This is a genomic window from Streptosporangiales bacterium (genome assembly GCA_009379825.1).
Lineage (GTDB): Bacteria > Actinomycetota > Actinomycetes > Streptosporangiales > WHST01 > WHST01.
On the sequence record WHTA01000006.1, the window covers coordinates 109,698 to 125,596 of the forward strand.

15 protein-coding genes are annotated in these 15,899 nt (G+C 69.3%); 5 read left to right on the forward strand and 10 right to left on the reverse strand.

What is annotated here, in order from left to right:
- Positions 1-8: 8 nt before the first annotated feature.
- The 8 genes from GEV07_05135 to GEV07_05170 all read right to left on the reverse strand — a co-directional run bounded on the left by GEV07_05135 (position 9) and on the right by GEV07_05170 (position 8,383).
- A complete protein-coding gene (locus GEV07_05135) occupies positions 9-572 on the reverse strand; it encodes a hypothetical protein (GenBank protein MQA02120.1) in 564 nt (187 codons plus the stop codon).
- Positions 573-715: 143 nt separating this feature from the next.
- The gene (locus GEV07_05140) at positions 716-901 is read right to left on the reverse strand and encodes a hypothetical protein (GenBank protein ID MQA02121.1); all 186 of its coding nucleotides are present in this window, start codon (positions 899-901) and stop codon (positions 716-718) included.
- 93 nt (positions 902-994) lie between these two features.
- A complete protein-coding gene (gene clpB / locus GEV07_05145; GenBank protein MQA02122.1) occupies positions 995-3,607 on the reverse strand; it encodes an ATP-dependent chaperone ClpB in 2,613 nt (870 codons plus the stop codon).
- Positions 3,608-3,626: 19 nt separating this feature from the next.
- A complete protein-coding gene (locus tag GEV07_05150) occupies positions 3,627-4,058 on the reverse strand; it encodes a MerR family transcriptional regulator (GenBank protein ID MQA02123.1) in 432 nt (143 codons plus the stop codon).
- 9 nt (positions 4,059-4,067) lie between these two features.
- Positions 4,068-5,222 carry a molecular chaperone DnaJ gene (gene dnaJ / locus GEV07_05155; protein ID MQA02124.1) on the reverse strand — a complete coding sequence of 385 codons (1,155 nt, stop codon included), beginning with the start codon at positions 5,220-5,222 and terminating at the stop codon, positions 4,068-4,070.
- Positions 5,223-5,288: 66 nt separating this feature from the next.
- Complete coding sequence (grpE, locus tag GEV07_05160) at positions 5,289-5,981, reverse strand: nucleotide exchange factor GrpE (protein MQA02125.1); 693 nt, start codon at positions 5,979-5,981, stop codon at positions 5,289-5,291.
- Positions 5,978-7,882 (reverse strand): molecular chaperone DnaK, encoded by a 1,905-nt coding sequence (gene dnaK / locus GEV07_05165; protein MQA02126.1) that lies wholly within the window; start codon positions 7,880-7,882, stop codon positions 5,978-5,980. The genes grpE and dnaK overlap by 4 nt, the downstream gene beginning before the upstream one ends.
- Positions 7,883-8,062: 180 nt before the next feature.
- Positions 8,063-8,383, reverse strand: a complete 321-nt coding sequence (locus GEV07_05170) for a helix-turn-helix domain-containing protein (protein ID MQA02127.1) — start codon at positions 8,381-8,383, stop codon at positions 8,063-8,065.
- Positions 8,384-8,620: 237 nt separating this feature from the next.
- On the opposite strand from GEV07_05170, the gene GEV07_05175 reads away from it, so the two are divergent.
- The 5 genes from GEV07_05175 to GEV07_05195 all read left to right on the forward strand — a co-directional run bounded on the left by GEV07_05175 (position 8,621) and on the right by GEV07_05195 (position 13,713).
- Complete coding sequence (locus GEV07_05175; protein ID MQA02128.1) at positions 8,621-10,768, forward strand: 4Fe-4S dicluster domain-containing protein; 2,148 nt, start codon at positions 8,621-8,623, stop codon at positions 10,766-10,768.
- Positions 10,769-10,837: 69 nt separating this feature from the next.
- Complete coding sequence (locus tag GEV07_05180; GenBank protein ID MQA02129.1) at positions 10,838-11,857, forward strand: hypothetical protein; 1,020 nt, start codon at positions 10,838-10,840, stop codon at positions 11,855-11,857.
- A 25-nt stretch (positions 11,858-11,882) separates the two neighbouring features.
- Positions 11,883-12,923: a hypothetical protein gene (locus GEV07_05185; protein MQA02130.1), complete on the forward strand. Its 1,041-nt coding sequence runs from the start codon at positions 11,883-11,885 to the stop codon at positions 12,921-12,923.
- 29 nt (positions 12,924-12,952) lie between these two features.
- Positions 12,953-13,342, forward strand: coding sequence for a hypothetical protein (locus GEV07_05190; GenBank protein MQA02131.1), 390 nt, complete (start codon positions 12,953-12,955; stop codon positions 13,340-13,342).
- A 65-nt stretch (positions 13,343-13,407) separates the two neighbouring features.
- Entirely contained in the window at positions 13,408-13,713 is a 306-nt protein-coding gene (locus tag GEV07_05195; protein ID MQA02132.1) for a DUF3817 domain-containing protein, read from the forward strand.
- 4 nt (positions 13,714-13,717) lie between these two features.
- Here GEV07_05195 and GEV07_05200 read toward each other — a convergent pair whose 3' ends face one another.
- Positions 13,718-14,293, reverse strand: a complete 576-nt coding sequence (locus tag GEV07_05200; protein ID MQA02133.1) for a dCTP deaminase — start codon at positions 14,291-14,293, stop codon at positions 13,718-13,720.
- A 24-nt stretch (positions 14,294-14,317) separates the two neighbouring features.
- A complete protein-coding gene (locus GEV07_05205; protein MQA02134.1) occupies positions 14,318-15,853 on the reverse strand; it encodes a hypothetical protein in 1,536 nt (511 codons plus the stop codon).
- Between the last annotated feature and the right edge of the window lie 46 nt (positions 15,854-15,899).

A 15,899-nucleotide genomic window follows, 5' to 3' on the forward strand; every position in this document is an offset into this window, starting at 1 on the left:
CCAGGCGGTCACTTCGAGCGGCGGCGGTCCCACTCCGACTGGTACCAGCGGTTGGCGCCGCGGACCCAGAACAGCACCGCCGCGGCGACGACGTACGCCGCCATCGCCAGGGCGGGCAGGGAGCCGTCCACGGCGGCCATGAGCAGTGGCAGCACGTAGAGCACGGCGAGGACGGTCAGCACGATGCGTGCCCGGCGCCGGCCGCGCTGCGCGAGCGCCGCCACCACGATCCCGATGGCGCCGAACACCGCGACGACGATGCTCAGGTCGCGCACGAACTGGTTGAAGACGGCAGTCGGTATGTCCGCGAGGCCCGCCGACGACTCCACACTCCGCAGGAACGACGGGTCGGTCGACCCGATCACGACCAACACCCCGAACAGCGCGACCAGCCCGGCGCCGACGTAGACCAGCACCGCACCGACGAGCACCGTCCGCGGCCGGCGTCCCCACTCCTCGGTGGCAGCGGCCTCCTCGCCCCCATCGGCAGCCGGCGTCACCTCGTCGTCGGCCGGCGTCGCCTTCCGCGCACCGCGCCGCCTGGACCGCGACTTGGCCGATGCCTTGCCCACATCACTCCCAGGTGCAGCAAACGCCGGCGGCCGGCCGACGCCTCGGACCAGATGATCGTTGCACGGATGAGCCGACCCATGGTCGATACGGCGGGTGCAACTACGCGGGCCCGGAGCCGATCTCGGCTCCGGGCCCAGCGATGTCACCGAGATTTCCCGGGCTTCCAGCGCGGGTTGCTCTTGTGGAAGGCGGCAAGGTCGTCGCCCGTCTTCTTGGTCTTCGCCTCCCGGGCTTTCGCCGCCTCGCGTGCCTGCCTGGCCTCCTCGCGCTTCTTGAGTACCTCAGCAAGCTCCCGAGCCTTGCGCTCGGCCGGCGTCTCGTTGGCCACGCGCTACCCCTTCCGTTGGAGGTACGCCATTCGGTCGCGGCGCACCGTCGGACGGCGCTCGGACGACGAGCTACGAGAATCCGTTCCTAGCCGCTACTCGGCGACGGTCACTGCGTCGCGGACCGGGGTTACTTCGAGGGCGTCGGTCGACTCGTTCAGGTCGACGCGGACGGTGTCGCCGTCGTGGATCTCGCCGGCGAGCAGGGCCCGGGCGAGCTGGTCGCCGATCGCCTGCTGGATCAGCCGACGCAGCGGCCGCGCCCCGTACAGCGGGTCGAAGCCGGTGAGCGCCAACCACTCCCGCCCGGCGGGGGTGACGTCCAGGGTCAGCCTGCGGTCGGTCAGCCGGCGCGCGAGCCGCTCCACCTGGATCTCCACGATCCGGCTGAGCTCGCTGGTGCCCAGCGAGTGGAACACCACCATCTCGTCCAGCCGGTTCAGGAACTCCGGCTTGAACGTCGCCCGCACGACCTGCATCACCTGGTCGTTCTTCGTCGCCTCGTCCAGGCCCTCCTTGACCAGGTAGTTCGAGCCGAGGTTGGAGGTGAGGATGAGCACGACGTTGCGGAAGTCGACGGTACGGCCCTGCCCGTCGGTGAGCCGGCCGTCGTCGAGCACCTGCAGCAGGATGTCGAAGACCTCGGCGTGCGCCTTCTCGATCTCGTCGAGCAGCACCACGCTGTACGGCCTGCGCCGCACCGACTCGGTGAGCTGGCCGCCCTCGTCGTGCCCGACGTATCCGGGCGGAGCGCCGACGAGGCGGGCCACCGAGTGCTTCTCCGAGTACTCGCTCATGTCGATCCGGACCATCGCGCGCTCGTCGTCGAACAGGAAGTCCGCCAAGGCCTTGCCCAGCTCGGTCTTGCCGACGCCGGTCGGCCCGAGGAACAGGAACGACCCGATCGGCCGGTCCGGGTCGGCGATGCCCGCCCGGGAGCGCCGTACGGCGTCGGAGACCACGCGGACGGCGTCGGCCTGGCCGACCACGCGCTCGGTCAGCTCGTCCTCCATCCGCAGCAGCTTCGCCATCTCGGCCTCGAGCAGCCGCCCGGCGGGGATGCCCGTCCAGGCCGAGACCACGTCCGCGACGTCGTCCGGAGTCACCTGGTCCTTGACCATCGGCGAATCCGACTCGGTCAGCTTCTCCTCGACCTCGGCGGCCTCCGCGAGCTCCTTCTCCAGCTCCGGGATGCGGCCGTACAGCAGCTCGGACGCACCGGCGAGGTCGCCGTCGCGCTGGTGCCGCTCGGCTTCCACGCGCACCTCGTCGAGCTGCTTCTTCAGCTCACCGACCCGGTTGAGCCCGGACTTCTCCTTCTCCCACCGGGCGTTCAGGCCGGCGAGCTGCTCCTGCTTGTCGGCGAGCTCGGCGCGCAACCTGGCCAGCCGCTCGGCACTCGCCTGGTCGCTCTCCTTCGCCAGCGCGATCTCTTCCATCTTCAACCGGTCGACGTTGCGCTGCAGCTCGTCGATCTCGACCGGCCTGGAGTCGATCTCCATCCGCAGCCTGGACGCGGCCTCGTCGACCAGGTCGATGGCCTTGTCCGGCAGGAACCTGCCGGTGAGGTAGCGGTCGCTCAACGTCGCCGCGGTGATCAGCGCGGCGTCGCTCATCTGCACCTGGTGGTGCGCCTCGTAGCGCTCCTTCAACCCGCGCAGGATGGCGACGGTGTCGTCGACCGAGGGCTCACCCACGAACACCGGCTGGAAGCGACGCTCCAGCGCGGGGTCCTTCTCGATTCGCTCGCGGTACTCGTCCAGCGTGGTCGCGCCGATCATGCGCAGCTCGCCGCGGGCCAGCAGCGGCTTCAGCATGTTGCCGGCGTCCATCGCGCCCTCGGCGGCGCCCGCGCCGACGACGGTGTGCAGCTCGTCGATGAACGTGACGATCTGGCCATCGCTGTCGGTGATCTCCTTGAGTACGGACTTCAGCCGCTCCTCGAACTGCCCGCGGTACTGCGTGCCGGCCACCATGCCGGCCAGGTCGAGCGCCATCAGCCGCTTGCCCTTCAGCGACTCGGGCACGTCGCCGGCGACGATGCGCTGCGCGAGGCCCTCGGCTATCGCGGTCTTGCCGACGCCGGGTTCCCCGATCAGCACCGGGTTGTTCTTCGTCCGCCGCGACAGCACCTGGATGACGCGCCGGATCTCGCTGTCCCTGCCGACCACCGGGTCGACCTTGCCGTCGCGGGCGCGCGCGGTGAGGTCGTCGGCGAACTTCTCCAACGCCTGGTACGTGTCCTCGGGGTCCTGCGACGTCACCCGCGCGCTGCCGCGGATCTGCTGGAACGACGCGAGCAGCGCCTCGGGCGTCGCGCCAAGCTCACGCAGCAGCGTCGCCACCTGGCCACCAACGGCGGCCAGGCCGACGACCAGGTGCTCGGTGGACACGTACTCGTCACCGAGGTCGGTGGCCCGCTGGTGCGCGGTGGTGAGCACCTGGACGGACTCCCTGGACAGGTCGGGCGCGGCGACCGTCGTGCCGTGCGCCTTGGGCAGCTGGCCGGCGAGCTCCTCGGCCCGCTTCCGCACCGTCGTCGGGGTGGCGCCGACCGCGTCGAGCAACGGCCCTGCCGTGCCGCCCTCCTGCCCGAGCAGGGCGAGCAGCAGGTGCACCGGCTCCACGTGCGGGTGCCCCGCGGCGGTGGCCCTACGTACGGCGTCGGACACCGCCTCCTGGCTCTTCGTGGTGAGCTTGAAGTCCATCTCTTTCCCTCGTCCCCCGTCAGAAATCGTGCGGCGGCTGCCACCGCATGATGGCTGTTCCGTCCAGCCCGGACACGTCGCGCTCGCTACGGCGCGTCGTACGCCCGGTCGCCCGGCCCTGTGTCGCGCGCTGCAGAGCCGCGTGCGTGTTCGCCAGCTCGGACTCCAGCTGCAGCACCCTGGCCGCGAGCCGGCTCACCTGTTGCTGCAGCGCGAGCAGGCGCTTGATGCCGGCGAGGTTGACGCCCTCCTGCGACAGCCGCTGCACCTCGCGGAGCAGCTCGATGTCGCGCAGCGAGTAACGACGGCCGCGCCCGGCAGTACGGTCCGGTGAGACCAGCCCCAACCGGTCGTACTGCCGCAGCGTCTGCGGGTGCATGCCGGCCAGCTGCGCGGCAACCGAGATCACGTAGACCGGCGTCTCGTCGGTCAGCTCGAAGTGATCAGCCATCGCACACCCCTAGCGCTCTGCCGAACCGGTGCCCTCACCGGTTGCGGCGCGATACTTCTGGAGTAGTTCCTTCGCTTCGTCGTCCAGGTGGTCAGGCACCGCGACCTCCACGGTCGCCAGCAGGTCACCGCGGGTGCCGTCCTTGCGGCGTATGCCACGGCCCCGTACCCGGAAGACCCGCCCGCTCGGCGTGCCCGCTGGCACCCGCAACGTGACGGTGGTGCCGTCCAGCGTGGGCACCCGCATCTCGCCGCCGAGCGCCGCGTCCGGGAACGACAGCGGCACGGTCACCGTGAGGTGGTCGCCGGAACGCCCGAACGTCTCGTGCGCACTGACTTTCACCATGATGTAGAGGTCACCGGGGTTGCCCCCGTTCTCACCCGGTGCCCCCTTGCCCCGCAGTCGGATCCGCTGCCCGTCGGCGACGCCGGCGGGGATCCGCGCGCGGATGGTGTGCTCGCTGGTGGCACGACCGCTGCCGCTGCAGACCGGGCACGGGTCGTCGACGACCAGCCCCCGGCCACGGCAGTCACGGCACGGCTCGGTCAGCGAGAACGTGCCCTGCCCGCGGGCCGTCACCCCGGTGCCCTCACAGCTCGGGCACACCCGCGGCAGCGTGCCGGCCTTCGCGCCGGTACCCGCACAGGTGCGGCACGGGTGCGGGCTGCTCGTCTTGATCGGGACGGTCGTGCCTGCGATCGCGTCGTCGAACGACAGCGTGGCCTCGGTCTCGATGTCCGCACCGCGGCGTGCGCGGCGCGTAGTCGTGCCGCCGGCGCTGCCCGGCGACCGCCGTTGCCCGAAGATGCCACCGAGGATGTCGCCGAGCCCGCCCTGTCCTGCGCCGGTCGTGCCGCCACCGAACAGGTCGCCGAAGTCGAACGTCGTGCCGCCGCCTGAGCTACCAGGGAAGCGGAAGCCACCGCTGCCGAACATCGTGCGCGCCTCGTCGTACTCCTTGCGCCGCTTCTCGTCGGCGAGCACGTCGTAGGCCTCGGAGATCTCCTTGAAGCGCTCCTCGGCGTTCGCATCGTTCTTGTTCGAGTCGGGGTGGTACTGGCGCGCGAGTTTGCGGTACGCCTTCTTGATCTCCGCGGTGCTGGCGTCCTTACTGACGCCCAGGATCTTGTAGTAGTCCTTCTCCACGTAGTCCTTCGTGCTCACGCGCCCTCCTCCCCACTCGATCCGCAGCCACGTGACTGCCCTGGAAGCTCAGCACGGCGTCCGCGCTCAGCTCGACGCTTCGTCGCCGTCGGCCTGCGCGGTGCCCGCGGCGTCGTCGACGGACAGCGCGCCCTCGACCGACGCCGGCATGGCGCCGCCCTCGGCCTCGGTGACCGCCACCCGGGCGGCTCGCAGCACCCTCGTCCCCACCCGGTAACCGGGTTGGTAGATGCGGGTGCACATGATGCCCTCGACGTCCGGCGAGTACTCGTGTGTCAGCGCCTCGTGCACGGTCGGGTCGAACGGCTCGCCCTCGGTGCCGAAGCGTTCCAGACCGAGCCCGCTCGTGGTCTTCTCCAGCGAGTCAGCGACCGCCTTGAAACCGCCCTGCAGCTCGCCGTGCTCCCTGGCGCGGTCGAGGTCGTCGAGCACCGGGAGCAACGAGTTCAGCACCTTGCCGATGGTCTCGGTGCGCAGCGCTTCCTTGTCGCGGTCGACCCGCCGCCGGAAGTTGACGTACTCGGCCTGCACCCGCTGAAGGTCCTTTGTGCGCTCCTCCAGCTCGGCACGCAGCTTGGCCACCTCGTCGTCCTCCCCGGCACTAGCGGCGTCCGCCGCCGGAGCCGGCTCTTCGGCCGGCTCCGGCGACGACTCGCGGACCTCCCCGGTCTCCGGGTCGATCCGACGGCGATCCCTGAACACGAGACCCGACGTCTGCTCGTCTTCCGGAGAGTTCCCCTGAGCCGACGGGTCCGTCATGCAGCACCACCCTCGCGCTTGTCCTTGTCCTCGTCGACGATCTCGGCGTCCACGACGTCGTCGTCGGCGGGGGTGGAGTCACCGGCACCTGCGTCGCCGGCCGCGGCACCCTCGGCGCCGGCGGGCTGCTGCTCCTGCTGCGCCTGCTGCGCCTGCGCGTACATCGCGGTGCCGATCTGCTGGGCCGAGGTGGCCAGCTTCTCCGTCGCCGCCTTGATCGCCTCGGTGTCGGAGCCCTCGAGCGCCTTCTTCACGTCGGCAATGGCGTCCTCGACCTCGCGCTTGCGCTCGTCCGGGATCTTGTCGGCGTTCTCCTTGACCAGCTTCTCCGTCGAGTACACGAGGGTGTCGGCCTGGTTGCGGACCTCGACCTCTTCGCGACGCTTGCGGTCTTCCTCCGCGTACTGCTCGGCGTCGCGGACCATCTTGTCGATGTCCTCCTTCGGCAGCGCGGAGCCACCGGAGATGGTCATCGACTGGTTCTTGCCGGTCGCGAGGTCCTTCGCCGAGACGTTCACGATGCCGTTCGCGTCGATGTCGAACGCGACCTCGATCTGCGGTACGCCCCGCGGCGCCGGCGGGATGCCGTCGAGCTCGAACGTGCCGAGCTTCTTGTTGTACGCCGCGATGTCGCGCTCACCCTGGTAGACTTGGATGCCCACGGTCGGCTGGTTGTCGTCCGCGGTGCTGAAGATCTCCGACTTGCGGGTCGGGATCGTCGTGTTCCGCTCGATCAACCGGGTGAAGATGCCGCCCTTGGTCTCGATGCCCAGCGACAGCGGGGTTACGTCGAGCAGCAGGACGTCCTTGACCTCGCCCTTGAGCACGCCGGACTGCAAGGTGGCGCCGACGGCGACGACCTCGTCCGGGTTGACGCTCTTGTTCGGCTCCTTACTGCCGGTGAGCTCCTTCACCATCTCCTGCACGGCGGGCATCCGGGTGGAGCCACCGACGAGCACGACCTGGTCGATCTTCGAGACGTCGACACCGGCGTCCTTGATGACCTGGTGGAACGGCGCCTTGCACCGGTCGGCCAGGTCCGAGGTCATCTGCTGGAACTGCGCCCGGGACAGCGACTCGTCGATGAACATCGGGTTCTTGTCACCGTCCACGGTGATGTACGGCAGGTTGATCGAGGTCTGCTGCGTGCTGGACAGCTCGATCTTCGCCTTCTCCGCGGCCTCCCGGATGCGCTGCATGGCCATCTTGTCCTTGGACAGGTCGATGCCGTTGGCGCCCTTGAACCGGTCGACCATCCAGTCCACGATGCGCTGGTCCCAGTCGTCACCGCCGAGGTGGTTGTCGCCGTTGGTGGCCTTCACCTCGATGGTGGAGAAGCCGTCGTCGTCCTTCGCGACGTCGAGCAGCGACACGTCGAAGGTGCCGCCACCGAGGTCGAAGACGAGGATTGTCTGGTCTTCCTGCTTGTCCAGGCCGTACGCGAGCGCCGCGGCGGTCGGCTCGTTGATGATGCGCAGGACGTTCAGTCCCGCGATCTCACCGGCCTCCTTGGTGGCCTGCCGCTGGGCGTCGTCGAAGTACGCCGGCACGGTGACGACCGCGTCGGTGACCGTCTCGCCCAGGTAGCTCTCGGCGTCGCGCTTGAGCTTCTGCAGGATGAACGCGGAGATCTGCTGCGGGCGGTAGTCCTTGCCGTCCGCCTCGGTGTTCCAGCCGGTCCCCATGTGCCGCTTCACCGAGCGGATAGTGCGATCGGCGTTGGTGACCGCCTGCCGCTTGGCCACCTCGCCAACGAGCACCTCGCCGTTCTTGGCGAAGGCAACGACGGATGGCGTGATCCGTGCTCCCTCGGCGTTGGTGATGACGGTGGCCTCGCCACCCTCGAACACGGAAACCACCGAGTTCGTCGTCCCCAGGTCGATCCCGACCGCTCTTCCCATCAGGTTGCCTCCGATAGTTCTGAACAGAAACTTGAGTTCTTCACGCTCAAAGCTAGCAGCTGGTTTGGAAACGTCAAGACACCTTAGTGGCCTCGACTCAACTTTCCCGCGCAGACCAATTCTGCCTGGCGGACAAGGTGGTCACCACCAGGAGAGCGGCGAACCAGGAGAACGGGCAGCTCAGGCGGCCAGGGCGGTTGGCCCGGCGTCGGCCGGGCTGGACGCGGCCCGGGCGATCCGCGCCCGGGACAGCCGCACCAGCCGGCGGTGGCTCAGCGCGAGCAGGTCGGCGAGGTCGAGACCGAGCGCGTCGGCGGTCGCCGCGAGGACCTCGGAGGACGCCTCCTTGCGGCCGCGCTCGACCTCGGAGAGGTACGGCATGGAGATGCCGGCGGCGTCGGCGACCTCCTGCAGCGTCAGGTCGCGGTCAAGGCGCTCGCCGCGCAGCACCTGACCGACGAGAGCACGCCAGAGCGGCTCCGTCGGCCCGGTCGTGCGCAGCGGGACGAGCGGGCGTGGTCGTGTGGCCGACTACTCACCCGTCTCACGGTAGAACCGAAGAGCTGCCGGAACGGCCGACCGCGTTCTGCCCTGCGCGAAGGAATCGGCCGGGGTCCCGTACCGTTCCCAGGGGTGATATTCGTTATCGTAGTTACCGACGGGTAACATCTACCCTGGTGATGCGCTCCTGGCGTTGCTCTCCTGGCCCCGTTGGAAAGCTCAGGTGATCGTCCCGTGATGTGGGTACGGCTGGTCGTCGGTCTCGGCCTGACAGCGGTGGCCCTCGTGTTCGCCGGTCGGCGGCTGTGGTGGCTGTTCCAGGTCATCCGCACCGGACAGCCTGCGCCTGAGCGTACGCAGGGGATGCGAGAGCGGATCGCCACGCAGTTCACCGAGGTGCTCGGCCAGCGCAAGCTGCTGAAGTGGTCGGTGCCCGGCCTGGCGCACGCGTTCACGTTCTGGGCCTTCCTGCTGCTGCTGACCGTCTACATCGAGGCGTACGGGGCGCTGTTCGACCCGCACTTCACCATCCCGCTGATCGGCCACTGGCCGGTGCTCGGGTTCCTGCAGGACACCATCGCGGTGCTGTGCCTGCTCTCGCTCGTGGTGTTCGCGGTCATCCGGGTGCAGAACTCGCCGCAGAAGCTCGACCGGCAGTCCAGGTTCAAGGGGTCGCACACCGGCGGGGCGTGGCTGATCCTGTTCATGATCTTCAACGTGCTGTGGACGCTGTTCGTACTGCGTGGCTCGGCGATCGTCGCGGGCGAGTTCCCTTACGAGTCCGGCGCGTGGATGTCCGAGCTGGTGGGCATAGCGCTGGCGCCGATCGGGCAGCCGGCCGCCGAGGTGCTGACCACGGTGATGATCCTGGCGCACCTGGCCGTGATGCTGTCGTTCCTGCTGATCGTGCTGCACAGCAAGCACATGCACATCTTCCTGGCACCGCTGAACGTGCTCACCTCCAGGCGGCCGAACGCGCTCGGCCCGCTCGAGCCGATGATGAGCAACGGCAAGCCGCTGGACTTCGAGGAGGCCGACCCCGACGTCGACGTCTTCGGCCGCGGCAAGATCGAGGACTTCACCTGGAAGGGCCTGCTCGACTTCTCCACCTGCACCGAGTGCGGCAGGTGCCAGTCGCAGTGCCCGGCGTGGAACACCGAGAAGCCGCTGTCGCCGAAGATGCTGATCACCGACCTCCGCGACCACATGTTCGCGAAGGCGCCGTACCTGCTCACGCCGGAGGACCAGCGCGACTCGCTGCCGGACGCGCTCAAGGCGGAGGCGGAGCGACCGCTGGTCGGTGGCGCGGACGTGAACGGCGTGATCGACCCGGACGTGCTCTGGTCGTGCACCAACTGCGGTGCGTGCGTCGAGCAGTGCCCGGTCGACATCGAGCACATCGACCACATCGCAGACATGCGCCGCTACCAGGTGCTCATCGAGTCGAGCTTCCCGTCCGAGGCCGGCACGATGCTGAAGAACCTGGAGAACAAGGGCAACCCGTGGGGCATGAACGCATCCTCGCGGCTGGACTGGACCGAGGGCCTGCCGTTCGAGGTGCGGGTCGTCGAGGACTCCATCCCCGACGACGTGGAGTACCTGTTCTGGGTCGGCTGCGCGGGCGCGCTGGAGGACCGGGCGAGGAAGACCACCCGTGCGGTCGCCGAGCTGCTGCATACGGCGGGCGTGGAGTTCGCCGTGCTGGGGCCGATGGAGTCGTGCACCGGTGACCCGGCCAGGCGGCTGGGCAACGAGTTCGTCTACCAAATGCTGGCGCAGCAGAACGTCGAGACGCTCAACGAGATCGGCGCGAAGAAGATCGTCGCGACCTGCCCACACTGCTTCAACACCATCGCGCGGGAGTACCCGCAGCTGGGCGGCAACTACGAGACCATCCACCACACCCAGCTGCTGGCCAGGCTCGTGGAGGACGGCCGGTTGAAGCCGGTCACCGCAGTCGAGGAGAAGGTCACTTACCACGACCCCTGCTTCCTCGGCCGGCACAACAAGGTCTACACCCCGCCGCGGGAGCTCCTCGCGAACGTCCCGGGACTGAAGTCCGAGGAGATGCACCGGTGCAAGGAGCGCGGCTTCTGCTGCGGCGCCGGCGGCGCACGGATGTGGATGGAAGAGTCCATCGGCAAGCGCATCAACACCGAACGGGTGGACGAAGCGCTCGCCCTCGACCCCGACACGGTGTCGACCGCGTGCCCGTACTGCCTGGTCATGCTCGGCGACGCGATCAAGGCCAAGCAGGCCGACGGGGAAGCCGCCGACACCCTCGAGGTCGTCGACGTCTCGCACCTGCTGCTGCGTTCGCTGCAGGAACCGGGCAACGGTGCCACGGAGGAGACCCCGGAGCCGGCCCCGACCAGCACCGACTGAGCCTGCCGGAACCGGCCGATCCGACCTGGCGTCGCAAGCCGCATGGCGAGTAGCGGCATCAAGAGGACCATGGGGCGCGACGAGCTGCTGTCCGCAGTACGCGCGCTCGGCCTGCCGGAAGGGAAGTACGCGGTGTTCGGCCGCGGCCCGCTGGTCGTCCGGGGGCTGAGGACGAGCAACCACATCACCATCGCGGTCACCGTCGACGTGTTCAGGCGGCTGATCGCGGCGGACGGGTGGGACGTCCACCGCGCCGACGACGGCCGCGAGGTGTTGCGCTGCGGCAGCTTCGAGGTCGTCGACCGGATCGAGCTCCCCGGCTACCAGCGCACCGGCAAGGCGCTCGTCACCGCGTCCGAACGGGTCGACGGCGTGCCCGTGGTCCGCCTGGCCGAGCTGCAGAAGCTGCTCGAAGCCCGCAAGCACCGCGACGACGAGACGGACCTCAACCTGGTCCGCCGCGCACTCCGCGACGCCAGCCCGCGCCCGCAGGAACCGGGTCTGCAGCGGTCGCCGGAGGAGGGCACCTGGGATGGCACGGGGCTGGCGTTCCTCGTCCGGGCCCTCACCAAGCCGGCCGCCACGTTCGCGACAGGCCACGGCGTGCGGTTCTGGCCGACCGCCTACCTGGTCTCCGTGGCGAGCGTGGCAGTGAACGGTCTCGGCGCCGCCATCCACGGCAACGGCGACGCCCCCGGGTCCCCACTACTCCCGCTCGTGGGCGCACCGCTCATCGCAGCGCTTGGACTGCTGGTCTCCCTCCTGATCTCCCGGGTCGCGCTCGGCGTCGCCCGCGGGGGCGGCGGGGACGGTGACTACGTCGCGGCAGCCAGCCAGGCGGCGATCGTCACGGCCGTGTGGGACCTGCCGGCCAGCCTGGTACAGCTGGCGGTCGGGCCGGGCGCGGCCGCGGCGCTCAAGTTCGTCTCCCTCGTTGCGTACGTGTATCTCGCCTACCTATACGCCGGCGCGTACCGGGTGTCGGTCGCCCGCGGCCTCTTCGGCGCGGTGGTCGGCACGCTCGCCCTGCTCGCCGGCGTGATCTCCGTCGCCGTCGTCGTCGCCCTGCTGGTGATGGCGGGTACCTGACGCCGCTGGCGCCTATGCTCGTCGCGTGGGCATCGACCGCACGCAGCTGCTCGACGTCGTACGTGCGCTCGACCTGCCCGCCGGTCAGTACGTGGTCTTCGGCAGCGGGCCGCTGGTCGTCCGCGGCCTGCGGGAGGGCCGCGACGTCGACCTGGTCGTCACCCCGGAGCTCTACGAGCGGCTGCGCGACACCGGCTGGACGGTGGTGGCGAAGGACGACGGCGGCGAGCTGCTGCAACACGGCGACGTCGAAGCGATGACCCGGCTGGAGTTCCCCGGCTACCACCGCGACCCGCGTACGCTCATCGCCGGCGCGGAACACATCGACGGCGTGCCGTTCACGCCGCTGGCCGAGCTGCGTACGTTCAAGACGGCGCTCGGGCGTCCCAAGGACCAGGTCGACCTCGACCTGATCGACGCGGCGCTCACCCGGCAGAACGGTGCGGCGTCCGGCGAGGAGCGGGCCGAGTGGGCACGTCAGCTGCTGGCCGACCGTGCGGCGCCGGGCCGGCCCGAGCCGCCGCCTTGGCCGGGCAGCGGCTGGACCTTCCTCGCCGGCACGGTCACCCGGCCGAGTGCGACGTTCGCCGCCGCGGCGGGCACGACGTTCTGGGGCACCGCCCTCGTGGTGTTGTTCGCCAGCGCCGTCGTCCGGAGTGCCCGGGTGCTCGTGCACGGCGGCCCGGTGAGCGAGCTGGTGCTCGGCCCGGTGGTCGCGGTCGCCGGGTTGGTGCTTGCGGCCATCGTCGGCGGCATCGCGCACGCCACGGCGCGGCCGGCCGGCGACGACCCGGCGCCGGTCGCGAGCCAGACCGGCGTCGTGCTCGGCCTGGCCAGCCTCCCGGCGACCGTCACCCATCTGCTCACCGGCACCGCCGCGGCGGCCGGCCTGGCGGCGCTGGCCACCTGCCCGGTTGCACTGTGCCTGCTCGCGCTGCTGTACGCGCGGTCGCTCGACGTACCGTACCGCCGCGGACTGCTTGGTGCCGTCGCCGGCGGCGTGACGGTCGTGGCCGTGCTCATCCTGCTCGGTTTCGTGGTGGTGCTGGTCACCTCGCTGGCGTAGCCAGGCACCGCACGAAGTACGCTCGAAGGGTGCGCAAGCTGCTGACGCCCAAATGGTTGGCCTTGCATGCCCTGGCGGTCGTGCTGGTCATCGCCTTCCTCGCGTTCGCGTACTGGCAGCTGCAGCGCGGGGCGGCGGGCAACGCCCGCAGCCTCGGCTACGCGTTCCAGTGGCCGCTGTTCGCGCTGTTCGTCGTCTACATGTGGGTGCGGATGGTCCGCGAGGAGCTGCACCCGAAGCCGGACACCGAGCCGAAGGCGCCGCGGGTGGCCACCGCCGTCCCCGCGGCACGGCCGGCCGCCGTCACCACGGCCGAAGAGGACGACGACGAAGACGACCCGGAGCTCGATGCCCAGCTGGAGGAGTACAACCAGTGGCTGGCGCAGCTGAATCGGCAAGCGGAACGGACGGCGAAGTGACCGACGTCGCGAACGACACCGGGGCCGAGCCTGCCGCGGAACCGGCGGGCGAGCTGCCCAAGCCGGTGCGGGGGGCGCTCACCAGGTACCGGGTGATGGCGTACGTCACGGGCGTGCTGCTGATCCTGCTGGTGTTCGTCGCGATGCCGTTGAAGTACCTCGGCGGCATCGAGTGGCCGACGGTGGTGATCGGCCAGGTGCACGGCTACCTGTACATGATCTACCTGGTCGCGGCGGTCGACCTGGCCAGGCGGGTGCGGTTCAGCTTCCAGCGGATGGTCGCCATGTTCCTCGCCGGCGTCGTGCCGACCGTCGCGTTCTTCTGTGAACGCCGCGTCACCCGCTGGGCGCGGGAACGGTACGCCGGCTGACCGGTCAGATCCTCGTGCGGTGGAAGTTCAGGTGCGACCGCGACGGGGTCGGTCCGCGCTGGCCCTGGTAGCGCGAGCCCGCCGCGCCCGACCCGTACGGAAACTCCGCGGGCGAGCTGAGCTGGAAGAAGCACAGCTGGCCGATCTTCATCCCCGGCCACAGCTTGATCGGCAACGTGGCGACGTTGGACAGCTCCAGGGTCACGTGGCCGGAGAAGCCGGCGTCGATGAAGCCGGCGGTCGAGTGGGTCAGCAGCCCTAGCCGGCCGAGTGAGCTCTTCCCCTCCAGCCGGCTGGAGATGTCCGGCGGCAGGCTGACGATCTCGTACGTCGAGCCGAGCACGAACTCGCCCGGGTGCAGGATGAACGGTTCCTCACTCTTCGCCTCGACCATCCTGGTCAGGTCCTCTTGCTCCTGCGCCGGGTCGATGTGCGGGTAGCGGTGGTTCTCGAACACCCGGAAGTAGCGGTCCAGCCGGACGTCCACGCTGGCCGGCTGGACCAGCGAAGCGTCGTACGGCTCCAGACCGATCCGCTTCGCCTCGATCTGCGCCTTGATGTCACCGTCGGAGAGCAGCACCCGGTGAAGCGTACCGGCTGCCCGTCACCGCTGGACGTACGCCATCGGCTTTCGCTTGCAGCCCTTCTCTTCGCCGTCCTTGACGAGGCAGGTCCTGGTGGTCAAGGTGTTCCGCTTCCACGACCAGTGCCCGCGACGGGTCTCGCACTGTTCCCCGTCGGTGCTGGTCGCCCAGGTCACCACGTCGCCGACACCGTCGATGGCCTCCGTACGGACCGTCCAGCCGTCGACCTTGTCGTCACACGCACGCACCGTCACACCGTTGTCCACGCCGACGCGGTACTGCACGTGCCCGGCCCGCTTCTCCTGGCCGAGGTAGATCCGCTCCAGCATGCCGTGCTTGCGGCAGTCCTTGCGTTCGCCGGTGTGCTTGTTCTTCAAGCAGGTCTTGAGCGCCATGTGTCTGAAGTTCGCGTCCTCGATGGGCTCGTACTTCTGGCACATGCCCCGGTAACTGCCGCCATCGGACCCCTTGATGAAGTTGTCGCCCTGGTACGGGACGTACCCGCGGGCCTTGACCCGCCAGTCCCCACCCCGGTTGTCGCACACGATGAGCCTGGAGCTGGACTTGCCGTAGACGATGAGATGTGCCCAGCCGGCCTCACCCTTGGCGCCGGCGCGTACCGAGCCAGAGATCTCGATGCCGCCCTTGACGTGCATCCGCATGATCACCGGCTTGTGGTCGGACGCCCTCGTCTTGCACGCGACCTTGCCGCCGTCGGTGACGATGGCCGGGGACGCGAAGACGTAGTCGATGCGCTTCACCTTCTTCTCGCCCTCTTCCGGGCGGCACTTCTCACCCTTCGGCACGCTCGTGGTCACGCCGGCGACGCTGTTCTTCACCATCGTCCAGGTGTCGATGAGGCCACGGTTGGCGATCACCGACTTCATCGGGTCGTCCGGCCGCAGGTTGAAGTCGCCCATCAGCACTATCGGTCGGTTCAGGTAGTCGAGCATCTCCGAGCGCAGGATGTACTTGACCTCGCGGTCGCGCAGCCGCTCCCAGTAGTCCGCAGGCACGTCCTTCTCGTCCTGACACTTCTGCGGCGTCGGTTTCGGCGCCTGGGTGTGCGTGTTGATGACGTGGATCCGCGTGCCACCGACCTCGATCCCTGCCTTGACGATGCTTCCCGTCTTCCCGCACTTGTCGCGCGGGAGGGTGTCGGTCTCCGGGTTGTGCAGCTCGCGCTTGGACGCCAGCAGCTTGCCCATCTGGCCAGGTTTGGTGTTGTAGAAGTACTTGTAGCCGAGCTCGGGCAGCTCGCGCTTCATCCACTTGATCTCGTCCGGGTGTCGCGGATGGTCGTCGGGCCAGTCGGCACCGTGATCGCGGTGGATCTCCTGCAGGCCGACGATGGTCGGCGAGTGCTTGGCGATCACGTTCTTCACCGCGTCCAGGTTGACAGCGTCGTCGTCCGGGCCCTGGGCGAAGTGGATGTTCCAGGTCATCGCCGTGAACGAGGTGCTCGCCGCCCTCTCCGCGGGGGCGGTCTCCGCCGCCAGAGCACCCCCCGGGGTGAGCGTGGCCGCCGTGAGCACCAACAACAGCGCCTTCAACAATCTCGGTCATCCCCTTCGTCGGTAACACAGCGCAACGAGGGCCTGA

Coding starts and splice junctions, on each gene's coding strand:
- clpB (MQA02122.1), bottom strand. CDS start 3,607: ATGGACTTCAAGCTCACCACGAAGAGCCAGGAGGCGGTGTCCGACGCC.
- GEV07_05150 (MQA02123.1), bottom strand. CDS start 4,058: ATGGCTGATCACTTCGAGCTGACCGACGAGACGCCGGTCTACGTGATC.
- grpE (MQA02125.1), bottom strand. CDS start 5,981: ATGACGGACCCGTCGGCTCAGGGGAACTCTCCGGAAGACGAGCAGACG.
- dnaK (MQA02126.1), bottom strand. CDS start 7,882: ATGGGAAGAGCGGTCGGGATCGACCTGGGGACGACGAACTCGGTGGTT.
- GEV07_05175 (MQA02128.1), top strand. CDS start 8,621: ATGTGGGTACGGCTGGTCGTCGGTCTCGGCCTGACAGCGGTGGCCCTC.
- GEV07_05180 (MQA02129.1), top strand. CDS start 10,838: ATGGGGCGCGACGAGCTGCTGTCCGCAGTACGCGCGCTCGGCCTGCCG.